Source organism: Clostridium sp. CM028 (assembly GCF_030585565.1).
GTDB classification, from domain to species: domain Bacteria; phylum Bacillota; class Clostridia; order Clostridiales; family Clostridiaceae; genus Clostridium_AD; species Clostridium_AD estertheticum_B.
The window spans coordinates 1848808-1869346 of record NZ_CP077766.1; the positions used below are offsets into that span (position 1 = coordinate 1848808).

General features: G+C 30.6%; 20 protein-coding genes. 4 read left to right on the forward strand and 16 right to left on the reverse strand.

Features of this window, described 5'->3' with window-relative positions; translation table 11 throughout:
- Window positions 1-83: 83 nt before the first annotated feature.
- Together KTC94_RS08670 and KTC94_RS08675 are read left to right on the forward strand one after the other, a co-directional pair.
- Window positions 84-785, forward strand: a complete 702-nt coding sequence (locus KTC94_RS08670) for an ABC transporter ATP-binding protein (protein ID WP_216303867.1) — start codon at window positions 84-86, stop codon at window positions 783-785.
- Window positions 782-2332 (forward strand): putative ABC exporter domain-containing protein, encoded by a 1551-nt coding sequence (locus tag KTC94_RS08675; protein WP_220320371.1) that lies wholly within the window; start codon window positions 782-784, stop codon window positions 2330-2332. The genes KTC94_RS08670 and KTC94_RS08675 overlap by 4 nt, the downstream gene beginning before the upstream one ends.
- A gap of 133 nt (window positions 2333-2465) precedes the next feature.
- On the opposite strand, the gene KTC94_RS08680 is transcribed toward KTC94_RS08675, so the two are convergent.
- The 6 genes from KTC94_RS08680 to KTC94_RS08705 all read right to left on the reverse strand — a co-directional run bounded on the left by KTC94_RS08680 (window position 2466) and on the right by KTC94_RS08705 (window position 7051).
- Window positions 2466-2738 (reverse strand): hypothetical protein, encoded by a 273-nt coding sequence (locus KTC94_RS08680; protein ID WP_220287576.1) that lies wholly within the window; start codon window positions 2736-2738, stop codon window positions 2466-2468.
- Window positions 2739-2802: 64 nt separating this feature from the next.
- Window positions 2803-4041: a YgeY family selenium metabolism-linked hydrolase gene (locus KTC94_RS08685; protein WP_220320370.1), complete on the reverse strand. Its 1239-nt coding sequence runs from the start codon at window positions 4039-4041 to the stop codon at window positions 2803-2805.
- 215 nt (window positions 4042-4256) lie between these two features.
- The gene (yedF, locus tag KTC94_RS08690; protein WP_216303871.1) at window positions 4257-4853 is read right to left on the reverse strand and encodes a sulfurtransferase-like selenium metabolism protein YedF; all 597 of its coding nucleotides are present in this window, start codon (window positions 4851-4853) and stop codon (window positions 4257-4259) included.
- A gap of 194 nt (window positions 4854-5047) precedes the next feature.
- Entirely contained in the window at window positions 5048-6025 is a 978-nt protein-coding gene (locus KTC94_RS08695; protein ID WP_216303872.1) for a D-glycerate dehydrogenase, read from the reverse strand.
- A gap of 12 nt (window positions 6026-6037) precedes the next feature.
- Entirely contained in the window at window positions 6038-6337 is a 300-nt protein-coding gene (locus tag KTC94_RS08700) for a hypothetical protein (protein WP_216303873.1), read from the reverse strand.
- Between the two features lie 3 nt (window positions 6338-6340).
- Entirely contained in the window at window positions 6341-7051 is a 711-nt protein-coding gene (locus KTC94_RS08705) for a hypothetical protein (RefSeq protein ID WP_216303874.1), read from the reverse strand.
- A gap of 164 nt (window positions 7052-7215) precedes the next feature.
- On the opposite strand from KTC94_RS08705, the gene KTC94_RS08710 reads away from it, so the two are divergent.
- On the forward strand, window positions 7216-7707 hold the full coding sequence (locus KTC94_RS08710) for a metallophosphoesterase (RefSeq protein WP_165413345.1): 492 nt from the start codon (window positions 7216-7218) through the stop codon (window positions 7705-7707).
- A 180-nt stretch (window positions 7708-7887) separates the two neighbouring features.
- On the opposite strand, the gene KTC94_RS08715 is transcribed toward KTC94_RS08710, so the two are convergent.
- Together KTC94_RS08715 and hydF are read right to left on the reverse strand one after the other, a co-directional pair.
- Window positions 7888-8100, reverse strand: coding sequence for a heavy-metal-associated domain-containing protein (locus KTC94_RS08715; RefSeq protein ID WP_165413344.1), 213 nt, complete (start codon window positions 8098-8100; stop codon window positions 7888-7890).
- Between the two features lie 543 nt (window positions 8101-8643).
- Window positions 8644-9846 (reverse strand): [FeFe] hydrogenase H-cluster maturation GTPase HydF, encoded by a 1203-nt coding sequence (hydF, locus tag KTC94_RS08720; protein WP_165413343.1) that lies wholly within the window; start codon window positions 9844-9846, stop codon window positions 8644-8646.
- Between the two features lie 319 nt (window positions 9847-10165).
- Between hydF and KTC94_RS08725 the strand changes: the two genes are divergently transcribed.
- Complete coding sequence (locus KTC94_RS08725) at window positions 10166-10936, forward strand: polysaccharide deacetylase family protein (protein WP_220320369.1); 771 nt, start codon at window positions 10166-10168, stop codon at window positions 10934-10936.
- Window positions 10937-11153: 217 nt separating this feature from the next.
- Here the strand turns inward: KTC94_RS08725 and pssA are convergent, their stop codons facing one another.
- From pssA to KTC94_RS08765, 8 genes are all read right to left on the reverse strand, one after another.
- Window positions 11154-11672: a CDP-diacylglycerol--serine O-phosphatidyltransferase gene (pssA, locus tag KTC94_RS08730; RefSeq protein WP_165413341.1), complete on the reverse strand. Its 519-nt coding sequence runs from the start codon at window positions 11670-11672 to the stop codon at window positions 11154-11156.
- Window positions 11673-11898: 226 nt separating this feature from the next.
- Window positions 11899-13077: an acetyl-CoA C-acetyltransferase gene (locus tag KTC94_RS08735; protein ID WP_216302203.1), complete on the reverse strand. Its 1179-nt coding sequence runs from the start codon at window positions 13075-13077 to the stop codon at window positions 11899-11901.
- Between the two features lie 59 nt (window positions 13078-13136).
- The gene (locus tag KTC94_RS08740) at window positions 13137-13289 is read right to left on the reverse strand and encodes a hypothetical protein (RefSeq protein ID WP_216302204.1); all 153 of its coding nucleotides are present in this window, start codon (window positions 13287-13289) and stop codon (window positions 13137-13139) included.
- Window positions 13290-13465: 176 nt separating this feature from the next.
- Window positions 13466-15178, reverse strand: coding sequence for a sigma 54-interacting transcriptional regulator (locus KTC94_RS08745; protein ID WP_220320368.1), 1713 nt, complete (start codon window positions 15176-15178; stop codon window positions 13466-13468).
- Between the two features lie 208 nt (window positions 15179-15386).
- Window positions 15387-16595: a sodium/glutamate symporter gene (gene gltS, locus KTC94_RS08750; protein WP_220320367.1), complete on the reverse strand. Its 1209-nt coding sequence runs from the start codon at window positions 16593-16595 to the stop codon at window positions 15387-15389.
- 453 nt (window positions 16596-17048) lie between these two features.
- Window positions 17049-18257 (reverse strand): sodium/glutamate symporter, encoded by a 1209-nt coding sequence (gene gltS / locus KTC94_RS08755; protein WP_220320366.1) that lies wholly within the window; start codon window positions 18255-18257, stop codon window positions 17049-17051.
- Between the two features lie 154 nt (window positions 18258-18411).
- Entirely contained in the window at window positions 18412-19281 is an 870-nt protein-coding gene (locus KTC94_RS08760) for a response regulator (RefSeq protein ID WP_220320365.1), read from the reverse strand.
- A gap of 2 nt (window positions 19282-19283) precedes the next feature.
- Window positions 19284-20522 carry an ATP-binding protein gene (locus KTC94_RS08765; RefSeq protein WP_220320364.1) on the reverse strand — a complete coding sequence of 413 codons (1239 nt, stop codon included), beginning with the start codon at window positions 20520-20522 and terminating at the stop codon, window positions 19284-19286.
- Window positions 20523-20539: the final 17 nt, after the last annotated feature.

The following is a 20539-nucleotide window of genomic DNA, read 5'->3' on the forward strand; positions in this document are numbered from 1 at the left end:
TTTCTACTTAAATACAGACCTTGCCTAAAGATAACCGTTTTGTTATAATTATGGTGATTTTACCTATTTAAGGAGATGAACATATGCTTACTGTACAAAACCTAAGTAAAAAATATTCTAAAGAATTAGTTGTAAACAATATTAGCTTTCAAGTAAATGAAGGTGAAATTGCTATTCTTTTGGGCCCAAATGGTGCTGGAAAAAGCACCACAATAAAATGCATCGCTGGGCTATTAAAATATGATGGATACATTGAAATTTGTAATCACAAAAACAAGAGTGTTGAGGCAAAAAAATTATTTTCCTATGTTCCAGAGGTTCCAGCTATGTTTGATTTGCTCACAGTTTATGAGCATATAGAATATATGGCTGCCGCTTATGGTATAAATAACTATAAGGAAAAAGCCGAAGAATTACTTAAAAGATTTGATTTAATTGATAAAAGAAATAAGCTTGGAAAAGAGCTGTCCAAGGGTATGATGCAAAAAGTAAGTATTTGCTGCGCCTTAATAATAAACCCTAAGGTAGTATTATTTGATGAGCCTTTAATGGGCCTAGATCCTAAAGCAATAAAAGAACTAAAGAAAGCAATTTTAGAGCTCAGAGAAAAAGGTTCTGCCATTCTAATAAGTACCCACATAATAGATAGTGTTGATGATTTTTGGGACAAGGTATTGATAATGAAAAATGGAAATATAGTACTCTCCGGTACAAAGCAAGAGCTTATGAATAGGAATGAGACCTTAGAAGAACTCTTCTTTGATGTAACAGAGGATAGCGTATGAAACCATTATTTTATATAATAAAAAAATCTATAAGAAATTTTTTATTAGAACTAAAGCGAAAGCCAATAAAGCTAATTGCCTATATTATACTTCTTATACTTTTGTCACTAACTTTTATTTTTGGCAGCAGTAATACCAGCAAGCAAAATATTTTAGATCCAGCGTTGTACACTACTATTGTAGGATTTATTATTTTACTGTTCACCGCACCGGACCTCTATTCCTCAATAAATAATGGAGCCACTTTTTTTAGGGGTGCAGACATAAATTTAGTATTTACATCTCCCACTAGTCCTCAGAAAGTTTTAGTATATGGATTTTTAAAACAAATATATACTTCATTTATAGCAGTTTTTTTTGTTTCATTTCAAGGACCTAACCTTTATCGTTTTACTAATATTAAATCCTATGGAATTATAGTAATTATCTTTGGCTTATTCATTATGCTCATTTTCAACTCAATACTAAAGATATTATTATATTCAATAGCTTCTAAATGTGAAAAAAATAAGGTTATTTTAAGAAATACTTTTAAAGTTTTAGGAGTATCCCTAATTATAGTATACTTTATAGAATTATATATAACTAGGTCACCAGTTAAGGCTATTATATCATTGCTAAATAGTCCTGCCATTTCATATATTCCTGTATACGGTTGGGTAAGGGCAATTATATTATCTTCAATGAATGGCATACATTCAATATTTTTTGTTTATATAGCTCTGATTGTTGCGTCTGGAGGTATTTTCAGTTATTTAATTTACTCTATGCAACTTGACTATTATGAAGATGTCTTAGCTTCAACTGAATTAAAAGAAACAGCCATCTCCGCCACGCGTCGGGGTGAGCGATTATTTGTACAACCGGGTAAAAAACCTAAAGTAAGAAAAGTTCAATACACTAAAAAAGGAAAATTTGCCTCTGCTATATTTTGGAGACAAATATTAGAGTATAAAAAGACTGGTTTTGCATTGATAAATGTAGTGTCTGTTATTTACGCAGTTATAGCAATAAGTGCTGGATTATTTAGCCCTATAAAAGATTTAAAAATAGTCTTAGGTGGCATGATATATCTTCAATTATTTTTTACCTTTGCTAGTAAGTGGCAAAGAGATTTATCAAACCCATACATTTACATATTACCAGCCCACGCCTTTAAGAAGGTTATCTATGCAACTGTAGTTGATAACCTTAAAAACCTTATTGATGGAACTATAGTGTTTGCAATAACAGGAATATTATTTAAAAGTAGTATCATTCTTATTCTCCTTAATATAATAGCCTTTGTTTCAATAGGTTCTCTTTTCATCTATGGTGGAATTCTTACTAGAAGAATTTTAGGCAGTGGTAATAACATAGTATTTACATCTCTTATAAGAATTGCAATCTTACTTTTAATACTATCACCTGGTATAGTCCTTCTGATAGCATTATATAGTTCTACGGGAATGCTAATAGCCTACACACTATTTATTACCTATAATCTTATATTTAGCAGTTTAATAGTGTTTTTGGGTAAGGGAGTGTTTGAAAATATTGAATTATAGTGATATATTTTTTTAGATTAATTAGGTACAGGCGACATATATATGTCGCCTGTACCTAATTAACCTCTATTTAAAATTGGCACATATACTCACTGTTTTTTATGTAAACTTCAGTATTTCTGCTATCACAGATTTATCGGCTACACCCCTTTAAACCTATAATTAATAATAGTAACACATAAATTATAATTATTATTTCAAAAATAAAATCCACTTTTTTGTTTTTATATTCTATTTTTTTAAAAAATTTATTTCTTAGTAATGAGGATATCACCCCTACACATAAGATAATTACACCGCCAGAAACGTTATTTGTATAACTAAGCCACGCACCTATTAAAAGCAATGATAAAGTTAATATTGTGACAACCTTTTCAACAACGTATAGTTTTTTCATATTCTTCATAATCACCTCAATAAAATTAATATAAACAGTCTTACTTAAGAATAAATTGTTTATATTTTTTATTCTACTCTTTATAAGAGTAATTATCTACACCTAAATTAACACTATCTTTTACTAATCTGCTTACATATAAACTAGGAATAACTGCATACATAGCTGCAGCATTTACTAATTCACGTTTCCAAGTTCTTTCATTTGGAGAATGCGACTCTTCTTCATGACCTGGTCCAAAGCCAATGCAAGGTATACCGTATCTGCCCATAATAGAAACTCCATTTGTAGAAAATGCCCATTTGTCAACTAGAGGCTCCTCATTAAATAAACCTTTATATCCGCTTACTAATGTTTCGCAAACTGGATGGTCCTCATCTGTTATCCAAGATTCAAAATAAGCAGCTGTAGGGTAAACAACTCCCTTATAGGAAGGTTTTTCGTAATCATACATGGAAACCTCAGCTTTCAAATCTTTCACCGATGAAAGATTTCTTATTTGCTCTAGGGCCTCATCATACGTTTCTCCATTGGTTAATCTTCTATCTATTGATATGGTTTGACTATCTCCCATCGCGCTTCTTGATGAAGAAGTAAAAAACACCTCAGAAACAGTTAAGGTTCCTTTCCCCAAAAAATCATCATAATGTAATCTTTCATTAAGATCTTTCAACTCATTAAAAAAAGGTGCCATTTTATAAATATCATTTTCTCCTCGCTCTGTTGTGCTACCATGAGTAATTACTTTTACCTCCATTCTTCCTCTTTGCCCCCTATATATATTGCAGGAGGTAGGCTCTGTAATCACAACAAATTCCGGCTGAATCTTGTCTTCATTTATCATGTACTGCCAACAATTCCCTTCACATTCATGTTTTTGTAGCGTACCTGTAATAAGCAGAGTATAGTCACCTTGTAAGTTTAAGTCTTTAATTATTTTCCCGGCATAAACCATAGAAGCCATACCACCCTTTTGGTCACTTCCACCACGTCCTATGATTACTTCCATATCTTCATAGCCTTTGTATGGGTCATACTGCCATAACCCCTTATCTCCTATGCCTACTGTATCTACATGTGCATCCATAGCAATAATATGTTTACCATGCCCTATAGTTCCTATTATATTTCCCATATTATCTATGTCTATCTTATCGAAGCCTACTTTCTGCATTTCCTCTTTTATTCTCTCAACGACACTACGTTCATCACAGCTTTCACTAGGAATAGCAATCATGTCACGAAGAAACCTTGTTATGTCCCCTTTGTACTCTTCTGCTTTCTTTAATACTTTTTTAAAATCTAAATTCATAGAAAATCCTCCTTCTATTCCTCTATATTTTGTTATTTATTTGAATGTGCTTCAATTATAGTTTAAATCTATTACTATAGTCTCTGCACCTAATTTTCTAATAGCTTGGACATAGCTCATATTCTATTTTCATGATATTTTACTACTACCAATATCATATTAATGAATATATGAAAAAATTACCAAACAGAGTAAATAAAAAAAAGCCTTATAATCTAAGGCTTAATAATTTTATTAGCAGCATTCATTTTTTCAACAATGTTATACATATTTGTGATTTGTCCAACAGACAGCTCATCTTCTAAATTATAATAGTTAAGGCATGTTCCGCAAGATAAAATTTCCACTCCCAACCTCTCTAATTTTTGCAAGCTATCTAACACTGAAGATTGTTTGGTTGGAAGTTTTACTCCCCCATTATAGAAAACAATAGTAGAGGGGATTTGTTCTGCTTCTACCAAAGCATAAATAAAGCCTTTAATTAGAACTTGTCCTAATTCATCATTCCCTTCTCCCATTTTATCAGAAGATATAACAACTAATGTATTTTCCTTTTTCTCATTTTCTAATTCTTTAACAGATTCATCTGAACCTAACCCTTTTATAATTTTAACTTCATAATGATATTCATTAATAGTTTTGGATTCCCATTCGTATCCCATTCCCTTAGCCATTTTTTCTAAATTTTTCTTAGCCATTTCATTATCTACAATAACTAATACGGTTTCATCTTCTTCAACTGCTTTAAGAGCGTTCCTGGCTTCTATAACTGGTATGGGACAAGTTTTTCCTTTAGCATCAATTCTTATCATATAACTTACCTCCCATGGTAACGTCAAGATTTTCAAGTTTAATTCCACCCTGTAAATGTTATCTGATTCTCTTATTCATTTCATTATATTACCATTTTGCAAAATAAAAGTCAATAAAGTTCTCAGAATATTATTACAATTAAAATAAATCACTTCCCTTCGTTAATCTGAATGGGAGTGATTTATTGGGAACATTATTTTAATACTTCCACATTAACACAAGTATCCGGCTTTTCACCATTCAATACTTTAATAATATTATTAGCTGCAGTTAATCCCATTTTTGTCCTTGTTTCCATCGTAGCCGAGGCAATATGTGGAACAATTGCAACATTGTACATATCGAGAAGCTCTGGTTCAATGTCTGGCTCATGTTCAAATACATCAAGCCCAGCTCCCCATATTTCACCTTGCTTAAGGGCTTTAACTAATGCTTTTTCATCGATTACTGGACCACTACATGTATTAACAATAACTGAAGTGTTTTTCATCACAGAAAATTCCTTTTCACTAATATAGTGTCTGGTAGAAGGTGAAAGTGGTACATGTAATGAAACGAAATCCGCTTCCTTTAATAATGCTTCTTTATCCACATAAATAGCACCCAATTCTTTTTCCATTTCATAATTTCGCAACAAATCAGTATAAAGTATCTTCATATCAAAAGCCTTGGCTTTCTTTGCAAAATTAAAACCAATTCTCCCTGCTCCTACAATTCCTAAAGTCTTACCCGTGATTTCACGTCCAAGAAACATCATAGGATCGCAAGATTGAAAAGCACCATTTCTTGTGAATTTATCTGCTGCAATGATTCTTCTAGATACAACCATTAGCAGTGTCCATGCTAAGTCAGCAGTCGCATCATCCAGTACCTGCGGAGTGTTTGTAATTATTACTCCACTTTGAGTCGCTGCAGCTGTATCAATATTGCTGTACCCTGCTGCGTAGTTAGCAAATATCTTACATTTTTCACCAGCTGTCTCAAATACCTCTTTATCAATATTATCAGTCAAGAGACATAAAACTGCATCCTTACCTTTTACCTTTTCTAAGAGCTCTCCTCTTAATAAAACTCTATCTTGAGGATTAATTTCTACATCAAAATGCTTTTTTAAAAGCTTAATAGCCTCATTGGGGATTATTCTTGTTACGTAAACCTTTTTCTTATCCATATATTACTCCTCCTATAATTCTAAAATTGACCTCCGACTTGTAGTAATAGTTTTTTTATTAATCTTTAACTTTTTTTTCAACATTGATACAACTGAAACAAAAGAAAAATAAAATACGATAGTCGATGCTTTTTCTCTATCTCTTAAACATCGGATTAAGGTATAGGCTGCTCCTGCACACATAGCAGATATAAACCCTAAAGGTGGAGGCAGAACTAAAAAATTGAATTGAGGTTTAATAATTAATAGAGCTCCTATAAATGCAAAAGCGGATATCAGCATAAATGTGATAACTTTAGGTTTATTATCCATTCTTCACACCCTCTCAAATATAAGTTCATTTTTAATCTTTCCTACTTCTTTTATAATCTTCATTTGTCTAAAACAATAAGTAATTTTTCTTGCCTTGTATACCGTAACTTTTAATGTTTTCGCTAATTGTTTATTGGTAAAATTCACTGGTAGTTCTTGTGGTAAAAATTCAAAAAAATCTTTTACTTCTCTAAATGTTATTTTATCTACTACTTCTAAAAGCTTTCTATCCACAATGCTTATTCCTTTTCTTCTCCAGCTTCCTTTACCATCCTTGCACCGTATCTCTTCTTCTTTAGTCATTAAGATTTCCAGTATAAAATTTTCTTCCGCCATTAAATCAGGTATTCTAATTAACTCATCAAATAAATCAACCACTTTACCTTTTTTAGGAGATTTTCTTCTACTAATTACTTTATTAGTTTTTTCTGTTGTTACTATATATTTTTCAACAGCTATAGGGTGTACTAGCATAACCTTATTGTACTTAACCAATTCTCTAAGCTTATTGCCAATTGCACCAAAATTTTTCGTTTGTATTTCAATTAATGAATCTTCCCTTACCAAATCAATTATATATTTATCTACTTTTACTTCTAATCTGTCCCCTGGCACCGCATACCATTGCTTAATGGATGAGTGCAAAGATCTCTCGTTTTTTATATTTATTCCTGTTTGCTCTAACATTAAGACCGTGTCTTCTATTTCCCCCATTTTTTCTCCTTGCGCTTTAATAAAAATCTAAAACTTCACAATAAATGTAAAAATATACCCTTTTTATTTATATAATAATTATAACAGAAATATCATATATCGCACATACTAATTATGTAGCAAATAATAATATAAAATACTATAATATTATAAGGTGATGAAATATGAAAATTGCGATATTATCTGATACTCATGCGAAAAAACATAATGATAAACTTTTTAAATTAATAAATAATATATTTAAAGAAGCCGACATGATAATTCATGCAGGTGATTATATTTCCTCAAGCGTCGTGTCAAAATTAAAAGAGCATAAGAACTTTGTTGGAGTATGGGGAAATAATGATAAAGGATACATCAGAGATTTACTAAAAGAAAAAGTAATTATATCTGTGGAAGGATATAAAATTGGTTTGTATCACGGCCATGGTAATAGCAAAAGCACACTAAATACAGCCTATGATAAATTTATAGATGATAAAGTTGATATAATCATCTTTGGACACACTCATCAGCCACTTATTTTGACTAAAAATAAAGTACTCATGATAAATCCAGGTTCACCCACGTGTAAAAGACGTGAACCATGGTATTCATATGTTATTTTAGAAATACAAGATAAGAAAATAAATGTTCAATTAAAATTTTATAATTAATATTTTTATAATAATTAAGGAAAATGCATCTGTACCTTTTTAAAAAATTCATATATTATATTGGGCAAATAATTTCTTCTAATTATTTACCCAATATTTATAGTTTCTACATATAATGGGCATGAAAAAGTAGACAGAAAAAAAGCCTACCAATATTGGTAAACTTTTTATTTTTTTATATTAATCTTCTTCTACCTCAGTAACTTCATATCCTATTTCTTCAATAGCTTCCGTAATGTCATTATCAGTTGTTTCGTCTTCAAATTCTGCTACTGCAAATTTTTCTTCTAAATCTACTTTTAATTTACTAGCACCAATATCGAGTAATGCCTCCTTTACATGGCTTACACAATGTGAGCAACTCATTCCATCAATATATATTTTTTTCTTCATTTAAACTACCCCTTTCTATTGTTAATTCATATTATTATATATGTTACATTCTAAATTATATAATCAATAAGTCAACTTATTTTTTTAAATTCTTTTTATCTACCTGTATTTAATAATAATACTGAACTAAAATTAATATATACTGTTGCAACCTAAAGTTAAATATAATAAACCATTAATGGTTAAAATTTCAATTATTATGGGTATATTTAAAGTATTATACCCAAAATTTTAAAATAAATTCTCTTTTATCCCTTATTTTAGCTTTAATTTTGACAGCCTCTTCATTAATTCTAATGTAATATTATCCAATTCATTTAATAGTTTCAAATTTACTAGCCGCTATTCCCACATAACTATATACCTCTTTGACTCTGTGTGCAACACCTTTATTCATTCCCTTTTTTGTCTTTATAGGTATATAAGTACCCATTGAGTATGTCCTATCAATTACGTCCCTCTGCACATCTGAAATTGTTGATTTAAATTCAAGTTAAATTACCCCTATATTAATTTTATATAATACTTTTCAAAAAACTTTCTTTAAAAAGAATCTTCTTCAAACGCACTAAGTACTCTATCCAATATACCATTTATATGTGCTATAGCTATACCGAAATTGGTAATAGGCAGTTCCTCTATATTAGCCTTCTTAATCCTTGACATGAATTGCTGCCTATTAACCATACAGGCTCCACAATGAACTATTAGCTTATATCCGCTTAAATCATCTGGAAAACTGCTGCCGGCGCAAATCGTTATATCTAGCTTTCCACCTACCCTTTCCCCAAGCCATATAGGCAGTTTTTCTCGCCCTATATCTCCAACAAGTGGATGATGGGTGCAAGCTTCTGCTATAAGTACCTTATCTCCTGGTTTCAATGTATCTATAGCTTTTGCCCCTTTAACTAAGGTGCGTAAATCTCCTTTATACCTAGCCATAAGTATAGAAAAGGAAGTAAGTGGTACATCTTTTGGTACTATAGAATTGACTTTTTTAAATACCTGCGAATCCGTAATCACCAAATCTGGTTTGTCCTTTAGCGCGGCTAAAATGTCCTCTAGTTCACTATCCTTTACCACTAGTGCCATAACATCATTATCAAGAAGATCTCTTATTACTTGAACCTGTGGTAGTATTAGTCTCCCCTTTGGTGCTTGGATATCTTGTGGTGCTACAACTATTACTCTTGCCTTCGGATTTACTATGTCACCGACAATCGTGCATTTTTCAAAATCCTCTGGCGCATTAGCCATAATTACTTTTTTTAACCCATCAATATTGGTCTTATCTTTAGCGCTAACATTAACAAAAGTTAGATCTATTACCTTTTGAATATCCTTGAGTGATACTTCATTTTTGTCTACTTTATTGATGACTCCAACTACAGGTATTTTTCTTTTTTTTAAATCTTCATACCATGTTTTCTCAAATAATAAATCTTCCTCATTACCGTCAATAACCAAAAGTGCTAGATCAGTTTTGTCCATAACTTCTTTAGTTTTCTTTATTCTAAGTTCTCCGATTACGCCTTCGTCATCAAACCCCGCAGTATCTATAATAACAACAGGACCTATTGGAAGTAGCTCCATTGCCTTATAAACTGGGTCTGTTGTGGTTCCTGCTAAATCAGATACTAATGCAATATCCTGCGACGTAATTGCATTAATCAAACTTGATTTCCCTACATTTCTTTTTCCAAATATAGCTATATGAAGCCTATTAGCATTCGGCGTTTGTTGCATAGTATATCCTCCTCTTATCTTTTATGTTCAAATTTATAATTTAAAAATTTTATCAATTTATTTTTCCATACAAATTAGAAGATTCCAACTTTATCAAACAACATAATTATACAAAATTTGAGTATTGAATGTCAACAATTCATCAGATATGTTCTTGCCCTACTTTAACATAATTATCATCACCTGTGGTGATGATATACTACCTATCTATAAATCCCTATTACACGCTACATAAAAATTTTACATATAAAAATATACTGCTTTAATACATTTTTCTTTGGGTATACTAATTACGACAAAATTAAAGGTGTGTGATAATATGAGTTTTAGAAAAAAAAGTATTTTCCTTGTTTTTGCTACCACTATTATTTGTTTCTTATTATCTAGCAGTCCACATATATCCAATATACAGAAAAACAGCCAGGCATTTATACCATGTAGTCCGTCATTAAAATCTGCTGGCGATATTGAAACTTCAAAATTTGTTTATTTAACTTTTGATGATGGTCCTACATACGTTGTTACCGATGCTTTATTAGATGTATTAAAAAAACAAAATGTAAAAGCTACTTTTTTTATAGTAGGAAAAGAAATTGAAGGAAAGGAATCAATTCTTAAGAGAATATATAATGAGGGTAATGGTATAGGTCTTCACACATACAGTCATAATTTTAAAAAAATATATAGAAGTACAGATGAGTTTATTTATGAAATGAAAAAAGATTCCAACAAAATTGAAGAAGTCACTGGCTTTGCTCCTAAAGTTATTCGATTTCCTGGCGGTAGCGCTAAACGCTTAAATGCTTCTAATTTAGAGAAACTTCATAAAAACAATTTTAAAGTATATGATTGGAATGTTAATTTATCTGATGGTATAAACCCTAATTTAAGTGTCTCACAACTTATTAAAAATTCAAAAATAATTAAAGGAAATAAAAATGTAGCCATACTCCTTATGCACTGCAATTTTAATAATAAAAACACTGTAAAAGCTCTACCTGAAATCATAAAATACTATCTAGATTCAGGTTATGAATTTAAGGTTATTACTGAAGATACCCCTGAATATTATTATAAATTTAGAGATTAAATCATCTTCTGCGAAGCTGCACATCTTCTACGAAGATGAATTGACGACTCCAGAAGATGATTTATATTCGCACTGAAATTTTATTTTTGCTATAATATGTGCCCCACTTATATGCGTAGGAAACTCACCTTCTGAAATATCGTTAAAAAAACCTCACTATAAAGTGAGGTTTTTACTATAATTGCGTTATAAATTTTTTTTCATTATAATTGTTTAACTATTGTTTTTTAAATTTTAATTTGCTTACCATTAAATAAGATAATATAACCATTAAAATCATAGTCGACCCTAAATTTGAAGCTTTGTTAAACATAAATAAAGCATACAGTGCTAAAAATGTGCCTGTAACAGTAATAGGAATTCCTGAAAAAACCCCATCAAAATCTGTAATATTATATTTCGCTAACCTATATGCGCCTGCTACTGGGAAAATTAAAACCATTAAATACCCAATTGACCCAAGCCCTGCGAAATTATAAATATTAAATATTAATATTGAAGGTGCCAAACCAAAAGATACTAAATCGCATAATGAATCTAGTTCTTTACCTAAATCGTTATCCACATTTAAAAACCTAGCTATTTTACCATCATATCTATCAAATATTCCTGCTAAAAGAATAAATACCGCTGCTAATTTATAATTTCCGTCAAAACTCATAAGTATAGATAAAATTCCACAAGACATATTGCTTAAGGTGAACATGTTTGGCACAGCGTTTTTTATTTTAACCATCTATATCACTCCTATCCTTATAATTATACCATATTATTAGCAGTTATTCTTTAATATTATATAACATTATTATTAAAAGCTTCTTAAATTTTACTTAATCTTCATTTATATCAAAATTTTAAATTAAATCCTTACTTAATTAATATTCTGAATATTAATTAATAATTACTTTATTTTCTATCAACTAAAAAAGGACCAGCATTTTTTTGCTGATCCTTTTTTGCTATTATCTTTGAACGATAATCGCAGTTCCTTGACCGCCACCTATACATAATGTAGCAAGTCCTGTTTTAGAATCTCTTTTTATCATTTCATATATTAATGTAATAAGTATTCTTCCACCTGAAGCTCCTACTGGATGTCCAAGTGCTATAGCCCCACCATTAACATTTACTATTTCTGGATTTAAGCCTAAATCTTTAGCTACAGCTAATGATTGAGATGCAAAAGCTTCGTTAGCTTCTATTAAATCTAAATCAGCTACGGTCATTCCTGCTTTTTGTAATGCTTTTTTACTTGCTGGAACTGGACCATATCCCATTATTTTCGGATCTACTCCACCTGATGCATAAGATTTTATTGTAACTAGAGGTTTAAGTCCTAATTGATCTGCTTTAGCCCTTGACATTACTACAAACATAACTGCACCGTCATTTATTCCTGATGCATTAGCTGCTGTTACAGTACCGTCTTTTTTAAATGCTGGTTTTAATTTTCTTAATTTTTCTATAGTTGAACCAAATTTCGGGAATTCATCTGTATCAAATGTTATTGGGTCGCCCTTTCTTTGAGGGATTACCACTGGAACGATTTCGTCTTTGAATTTACCTTCTTTTATAGCTTTTTCAGCTTTTAATTGACTTTTCAAAGCAAATTGATCTTGATCTTCTCTAGTTATGTTCCACTTTTCTGCAATATTTTCTGCTGTAACTCCCATATGATAGTCATTAAACGCATCCCATAGAGCGTCTTTAATCATAGTATCAACTACTTTTCCGTCTCCCATTCTTGCACCCCATCTATTGTTTGGTAGTGCATATGGAGCGTTGCTCATGCTTTCAGTTCCGCCTGCTAAAACTACTTCCGCATCTCCACACATTATAAATTGTGCTGCCATGCTTACAGCTCTAAGTCCTGATCCACAAACCTTATTTATTGTAAGTGCTGAAGCCTCATCTGGAATGCCTGCATGTATTGATATTTGTCTTGCAACATTCTGTCCAAGTCCTGCTTGTATTACATTACCAATAACAACTTCTTCTACAAGTTCTGGTTTAATTCCTGCTCTTTTTATAGCCTCTTTAGCTGCAACAGTTCCCATTTCTACAGCTGATACTTTTGATAATCCTCCACCAAAAGATCCTATTGCTGTTCTTGCTGCTCCTACAATTACTACTTCTCTCATATTATAACCCTCCGTTTATTTATTTCTCTAGTATATTATTACCACATAATAGGAATTTATTATATGCTTTTGTTTTTTCCTATATATTTATTACTAGCAATTTCCATGCCAAGTGTGCACAATCTTACAACTCTTACTATACCAACCTCTGCCAATTTTTTAAAACAAATTATAACTACGACTGTAAACTTAGTTAACACTAATAACCCCATACACTTACCCATCTTGAGCTTGTTAATATTATAACCTAATTGTTAAAAAAATCACTAAAAGTATTTTCAACGTATTGATACACCTAAGCATATAATTTTTTTTACAATCCCCATTTGTACCACTGCAACTATTTTTAATATAAAAACAACACATGTAACCATAGTTTACATGTGTACTATTGTAGATTCGCTAATTTCATTAAATTATACCTATTTAATTTCTTATACAATCCAGCCCTACTAAGTCCCAATATTTTTGCAGTTTCTTTTTTATTCCCTCCTGTTTTTTTTATACATTCCATGATAAGGTCTTGCTCAATAGTTTCAACAACATCTTTTAAATAATTATTTTCTAATGAATATTTTTTTAATTTACCATTAATTATCTTTTCTGGCAAATGTCTTGGCATTATAGAAATATCTGTATCAAGCAGGTTTATAGCTCTTTCTATTACATTTTCAAGTTGTCTTATATTGCCCGGCCAGTTATAAGATTTCAAACAATCAATAGCCTCCCTTGAAATGCCCTCCGAGTAGATATTATATTTTTTACATATTTTTACCCTTAATGCATTAGACAATTCATCAATGTCTTCTACTCTTTCTCTTAATGAGGGTAATTTTAAATGCATAACATCCAACCTATAATACAAATCTTCTCTAAACTTTCCATCTTTAATTAACTGTTCTAATGACTTATTAGTTGACGCAATAATTCTTATGTCAACTTTGATAGCATCATTTCCGCCAACCCTAACTAATTCTTTTTCTTGAATAACTCTTAGGAGTTTAACTTGCATATTCATAGGCATATCACCAATTTCATCTAATAAGACTGTCCCGCCATTTGCATGTTCAAACTTGCCTTTCTTACCTGATCTTTTAGCACCAGTAAAAGCGCCTTCTTCATAACCAAACATTTCCGACTCAAAAAGCTGTGCTGGAATAGCTCCACAATTAATTTTTATAAAAGGCTTTTGGCATCTTCTACTAGCATTATGAATGGAGTGCGCGAAGAGTTCTTTACCCGTTCCACTTTCACCAGTAATTAAAACGTTTGAATCTATCTTAGCTACTCTTCTGGCGAGTTTCATTACCTCGCGGCTTTTAACACTATTGCCTATAATGTTTTCAAAAGTATATATTGCTTTTTGATCTGTGCTTAATTCATTTTTACAATATTCAGCATCTTTTTGTGAATTGTTTATCTTATTACTTAATATTTTAAAATTGTCTAAATCTTTAAACATTATTTTCCCAATGGCCCCTACAATTTTACCATCTTTCTTTATAGGAATTCTTATAGAAATTATCTTATGTCCATTAGTTTCTTGAATTTCTCCAAACTCTTGTTTACCAGTCTTCGCTATTATATGTAATTTTGTATTTTCTATAACATCAGTTACATGTTTTCCCTCTGGATTTTCGCAATTAATAAATTCTTTATATTCATCGCTCATCATAGTTATTATTCCATTTTGATCTACTACAACTACACATTCTTTTACAGCATTAAAAATTGTATTCAAAATATTTTCGTCTATTCTTCCATTTCTTTGTGAATTCATTAATATCTTATTTTCCGTTTTTTTACTAAATATTTGGAGTGCACCTATGACTTCGCCATTTTGGGTTATTACTTTACGGGTTATAATAAATTTACCCTCTTTTATATTTAATTGTTCATCTCTATTTTCAATTATACTTAATAATTCACCATAAGGAAATATTTTTAAAATATGTTTCCCTATGCTACTTTCTGCATTAACCTTCAACATTTTTTCAGCAGCATTATTAATGATTTTTATGATGCCTTTCTTATCTATAACAATAACGCCTTCATTAATAGTGCATATAACCTGGTTATAATAATCATTAATTGTACCCATTCGTCACCTTCCCTTAAGCTTATAACACAATTATAAAGTCCATAGTTTTTTTTATCAAGGTATAATTAAAATAGCGAGATTTTTTCTCGCTATTTATGATTATTAGCTTAATTTTTAACTTACTAAAAAAAGCATGTATTTTAAGTAATACATACTTTTCTTCTGAAATGTCGTTAAAGTATAGAATTTGTAAGATTAAAAGTGTTTATTATTTAATGAAAAAGTTCATAAACGTTGTAATGACTCCAGCGTTAACGAAATCTACAAATAAACCTCCCACTAATGGAACAACAAAGAATGCACGTTCGGCATGACCATATTTTAATGTCATAGCGTTCATATTCGCCATTGCATTTGGTGTAGCTCCCATACCAAATCCACACTGTCCACAAGCCATTACCGCTGCATCATAATCTCTCCCCATAACCTTAAATGTTACGAAATATGCAAATAACGCCATTAGAATTGTCTGAGCAAATAACATTATGACTAGAGGTAAAGCTAAATCCGCTAACTGCCATAGCTTTAATCCCATTAACGCCATAGATAAGAATAAAGATAATGAAATAGCTCCTATAACATCAATTTCATCTAAATGGACCTTATAAGCCTTTGTAACATCAGCTATATTTCTTAAAATTGCAGCTGCTAACATGCCTCCTATATATCCTGGAAAAGTCAATCCTGCTTTTTCAAAAAGAGCAGATATAATTGTACCTATTCCCATAGCTAACAAAATCTGAGATGCTGCACTCATAAAATTGTCAGGTATCATTTGTTTTGTAGTGTCTTCTTTTGATAATGTTGCATCTTTAGATGTTTTTGAATTAACCGTTTTCATAGGATAAGAAAGATTATTTTTTTCAAGTAATTTTTTACCTATAGGTCCTCCAATCATGCTACCCATAACTAGTCCAAATGTCGCTGACGCCAATGCTACTGTGGTGGCACCCGCTATACCTTTTGCTTCAAATAATGGGCCAAAAGCACCTGATGTTCCATGTCCACCTACCATAGGGACAGAACCCGTACAAAGACCTATAATTGGACTTAATCCAAATATCTTAGCAAGTGTAACCCCTGTAACATCTTGAAGAATTATAAGTACCGTAGTTATTCCTAAAAAAATGAAGACTTGTTTTCCACCTTTTTTTAGTAATTGAAGACTTGCTGTAAACCCAATAGTTGTAAAGAATGCCGTCATAAATACTGCTTGAAGCGTTATGTCCATATCAAAAGTTAATATGTTAGTTATTTTTAGTATTAAAGTAAGTATTACAAACAGCAATCCACCAACTACTGGCGCTGGTATACAATACTTATCTAAAAATCCTACCTTATTTTTGATTTTTTGACCTATAAATAGAACGATAACTGCTAATGCTACTGCTTGAATCATGTCTAATTTTATAACCATTTTTATCCTCCTTGTATTATATCATATTATATTATAGTATATATGATAATTATAATAAGCTTATACAGATAAAAACACAATACTACAAAATACTTCTTTTTAAAAAGTAAATTTTCAGACTTTTATGTTTTTTCTTAACCAAGCAATATGCATTAAATAATTATGTCTATAATAATGTAGTATGTCCTATAAAATCCTTTTGATGTATGTGACAGTGTTAAAATATCTAGTGTATATGCTTGTACACCAATTGTTTTTTTACATATAAATTATCCCATAAAAATACTTCCACTATATGTAATCTTATGTTTCATAAGTCTCTGTTATGCTCTTATAATGCAATAAAAAATAGCGAGATTTTTTCTCGCTATTTTTTTGATTATTATATTAGGAACACTCAAGCAAATAAGCTTAGTTTCCAAAATTATTTAATATGTACAATTTAAATATCTATTATTTCACAAAAAAATTCATAAACATTGTAATTACTCCAGCGTTACAAAAATCTATAAATAAACTTCCAACTAACGGAACTATAAAAAACGCTCTTGGAGCAATCCCATATTTTGCTGTCATAGCCCCCATGTTTGCCATTGCATTTGGTGTAGCGCCCATACCAAATCCACAATTACCAGAGGCCATTACCGCTGCATCATAATCTCTTCCCATAATATTAAACGTTATGAAATATACAAATAACCCCATTAAAATGGTCTGAGCAAATAACATTACTATTAGAGGTAAAGCCAAATCTGCTAATTGCCATAATTTCAATCCCATTAACGCCATAGATAAGAATAAAGATAATGAAATACCCCCTATGACATCGATTTCATCTATATGGATTCTATATGCATTTGTAGAATCAGATATATTTCTAAGAATTGCAGCTGCAAACATAGCACCAATGTATGGTGGAAAAGTTATCCCTGTTTTTTCTAGAAGTGTTGATATAATTGTACCTAGCCCCATAGCTAATAAAATCTGAGATACAGCTCCCATAAACTTCTCGGGAATTAGATGTTTTACAGTGTCTTCTTTGGTTGTTGCTGCCTCTTCATGCACCTTTGAATTAACCGTTTTCATAGGATATGAAAGATTATTTTTTTCAATTAATTTTTTCCCTATAGGCCCTCCAATAACGCTGCCCATAATTAAGCCAAAGGTTGCTGATGCCATTGCTACCGTGGTAGCACCTACTGCACCTGCTTTTTCAAATATTGGACCAAAGGCACCTGCAGTTCCATGTCCACCTACCATAGGTACTGATGCCGTTGAAAGACCTATAAGTGGATTTAGACCAAACATCTTAGCAAGTGCAACTCCTGTAATATCTTGAAGAACTACAATTACGACGGATAATCCTAAAAAAATAAAAACTCCTTTTCCACCTTTTTTTAGTAATTTAAGACTTGCAGTAAACCCAATAGTTGTAAAGAACGCTGTCATAAATAATTTTTGTAGCGTTATATCCATATCAAAAACCAATATATTACTTACTTTTAGTAGCAATGTGATTATTGCAAAAATCAATCCTCCGATTACTGGTGCTGGTATGCAATACTTTTCTAAAAAAGTCAACTTGTTTTTAATTTTTTGTCCTGTAAATAGAACAATAACTGCCACTGCGACTGCTTGAATCATATCTAATTTAAAATTCATTTCTTGTACCTCCTGATAATGTTTTTGTTATATACTATATATTATAAGCAAATTATACAAATAACTACACAAAACTACGAACTCTTGCACAAATAAATTAACTTTTTATATTATTAGTATTTTTTTGTTATCTATAGGACTATGTTTTGAATACTTATGAGCTTAATTTGGTAATAATGCTTTCAATAAATTTTTTTGTATTTATTTTACCGGGCTCATTTGTATCATTGTTTATATGTCTCATTTCCTGCCTTACTTGCTTGAAGTCAAATAATAATGTGCTATATTCCATAAAAATACTACTACTATAATCATCACAACCGATCTCTGCTATAGTTTTTAAGGCCTTTTGAATAGTTCTCCTAATCCTCTGTTCTAATGCCTTTTTATTTATGTTTACATCTCCATATTCCTCCTGTGCGATTTCACTGTATATTTTTTGTAGCTGATATGTAGATGATGGGTTCCTTTTTTTAAAATCTATTATTTTATGTATAATTTTTATTAGCTCATTACTCCCTACAGCACCTGTGATACCTATATCGGCAAAAATATTAGTTATTTGATCATCCAAAAATAATTCCTTTGTTATACTTTTATCATTATTTAAGCTTGATACTGCACTTTTTATAAGAGCTAACGAATTTTCAAGCTCAATATTATGACATATCCCTCTTATAACATTAGTAACTTCTATACTGTTTATAGGTTTACTTATAAAAAAAATTATTCCATTTTCATAGGCTTTTGATACCAATAACTCATCCTCAACTTGAGATATCATAATAAACTTACCCTTATACCCTTTCTTCTTTGCATCCTTAATTATTTCAATTCCATCCATTGTAGGTAACAAAAAATCAATAAGCACTATATCCGGGCTATAGAATATAATGTCTTGCGCAGCATCTTCACCACTATCTATTTCACAAATAACTTTTCCAAGGTTATTTTTCTTTATTAAAAGGCCTAGCATTTTTCTAATATTAACATCGTCATCAATAATCAAAAAACTTTTTCCCACAGTTATCCTCCATTCAATGAGTTCTTAGGTATTTTCAATATAAATGTAGTACCCGTCACTCTATCTGATTTTACCTCTATATCTCCTCCTAAGTCTTCAATAATATTTTTCACATGTGAAAGTCCGATACCCGTAGATGCTTTTCCTGTTATATTATCATACTTTGTAGTAAACCCTGGATTAAAAATATAAGGAAGAATCTCTTCATCAATTCCATTCCCTGTATCAGTTACTTCAAAATATATATTACCTTCATCTTCTTTTTCAGATATTTTAATGAACCCTTCATTTTCACAGTCATCTATACTGTTAATTATTAAATTATTAAGAATAATAAATAAATTATAATAAGCCCTAATAGTAAAATCATTTTTAAACTGGAATGCTATTATTATTTCTTTATTGCCTTCTTTTATATATCTGCTTGTATTATCATTAATAATAGTAAAAATACTTGAGAGTGTCATTTCATCTTGATTTTCAAAATTATCTATAAGTGATTCAAATCCTTTTAAAATTCTATAATGATCTTTTTTTATTTCATGTACCTCTCTTGCGATGTCCAACGTTTTTTCTCTTAAATCATCATTATACTTGTAAGTCTCATATAAACAATAGCTTTTTGACATCACCTTTTCAATATCTTTCATAGACTTCTTTAAATAAAACATTTCTGCATGTATATTCGAAATTAATAAATTGAGCTCTGTATATCTCTTCTGATGTTCACTATTTATGATAAATAATTTTTGTTTAATATAAGTGAGGTAAACAAGGTAAGATAAAACCGCCCTAATAAATCCTACCAAAAATATGATTCTTATAATATATAAATTAATGCCATTTCGCATAATAGCTTCAAATATGTTACTTATCGAATCTATTAATGTTAATAATAAAATTGTATTAACTATACGGTCTTTATATTTTCTAACTTTAGTAATATTAATAAAAGCACCATAGATTAAATAATATACTAGCGAAGGAAAATTAGAAGCTATTATATCTATAATTCCATACTGTGATAATACTATTCCAAAAATATTCCTCATTACGAATATTAGTGAGCCAGATAAAAACGCCATTCTCAATTCTGACATATCGTCCATTATAAGTATACTTAAGTTGAAAATAATTACCCCTACTGAAAATTTTAGTTGACTTTCTAATGGGTAAAAATATATTTCTGCGAATAGAGATACAATTAATGATATGACGATATATTTCTTTGTCTTTAGCATATACCCCTCCAAACAGG

What these genes read in the sequence shown, in the direction of transcription:
- KTC94_RS08670 (WP_216303867.1), top strand. Translation starts at nt 84, where the DNA reads ATGCTTACTGTACAAAACCTAAGTAAAAAATATTCTAAAGAATTAGTT.
- KTC94_RS08675 (WP_220320371.1), top strand. Translation starts at nt 782, where the DNA reads ATGAAACCATTATTTTATATAATAAAAAAATCTATAAGAAATTTTTTA.
- KTC94_RS08680 (WP_220287576.1), bottom strand. Translation starts at nt 2,738, where the DNA reads ATGAAGAATATGAAAAAACTATACGTTGTTGAAAAGGTTGTCACAATA.
- KTC94_RS08685 (WP_220320370.1), bottom strand. Translation starts at nt 4,041, where the DNA reads ATGAATTTAGATTTTAAAAAAGTATTAAAGAAAGCAGAAGAGTACAAA.
- yedF (WP_216303871.1), bottom strand. Translation starts at nt 4,853, where the DNA reads ATGATAAGAATTGATGCTAAAGGAAAAACTTGTCCCATACCAGTTATA.
- KTC94_RS08695 (WP_216303872.1), bottom strand. Translation starts at nt 6,025, where the DNA reads ATGGATAAGAAAAAGGTTTACGTAACAAGAATAATCCCCAATGAGGCT.
- KTC94_RS08700 (WP_216303873.1), bottom strand. Translation starts at nt 6,337, where the DNA reads ATGGATAATAAACCTAAAGTTATCACATTTATGCTGATATCCGCTTTT.
- KTC94_RS08705 (WP_216303874.1), bottom strand. Translation starts at nt 7,051, where the DNA reads ATGGGGGAAATAGAAGACACGGTCTTAATGTTAGAGCAAACAGGAATA.
- KTC94_RS08710 (WP_165413345.1), top strand. Translation starts at nt 7,216, where the DNA reads ATGAAAATTGCGATATTATCTGATACTCATGCGAAAAAACATAATGAT.
- KTC94_RS08715 (WP_165413344.1), bottom strand. Translation starts at nt 8,100, where the DNA reads ATGAAGAAAAAAATATATATTGATGGAATGAGTTGCTCACATTGTGTA.
- hydF (WP_165413343.1), bottom strand. Translation starts at nt 9,846, where the DNA reads ATGCAACAAACGCCGAATGCTAATAGGCTTCATATAGCTATATTTGGA.
- KTC94_RS08725 (WP_220320369.1), top strand. Translation starts at nt 10,166, where the DNA reads ATGAGTTTTAGAAAAAAAAGTATTTTCCTTGTTTTTGCTACCACTATT.
- pssA (WP_165413341.1), bottom strand. Translation starts at nt 11,672, where the DNA reads ATGGTTAAAATAAAAAACGCTGTGCCAAACATGTTCACCTTAAGCAAT.
- KTC94_RS08735 (WP_216302203.1), bottom strand. Translation starts at nt 13,077, where the DNA reads ATGAGAGAAGTAGTAATTGTAGGAGCAGCAAGAACAGCAATAGGATCT.
- KTC94_RS08740 (WP_216302204.1), bottom strand. Translation starts at nt 13,289, where the DNA reads ATGGGGTTATTAGTGTTAACTAAGTTTACAGTCGTAGTTATAATTTGT.
- KTC94_RS08745 (WP_220320368.1), bottom strand. Translation starts at nt 15,178, where the DNA reads ATGGGTACAATTAATGATTATTATAACCAGGTTATATGCACTATTAAT.
- gltS (WP_220320367.1), bottom strand. Translation starts at nt 16,595, where the DNA reads ATGGTTATAAAATTAGACATGATTCAAGCAGTAGCATTAGCAGTTATC.
- gltS (WP_220320366.1), bottom strand. Translation starts at nt 18,257, where the DNA reads ATGAATTTTAAATTAGATATGATTCAAGCAGTCGCAGTGGCAGTTATT.
- KTC94_RS08765 (WP_220320364.1), bottom strand. Translation starts at nt 20,522, where the DNA reads ATGCTAAAGACAAAGAAATATATCGTCATATCATTAATTGTATCTCTA.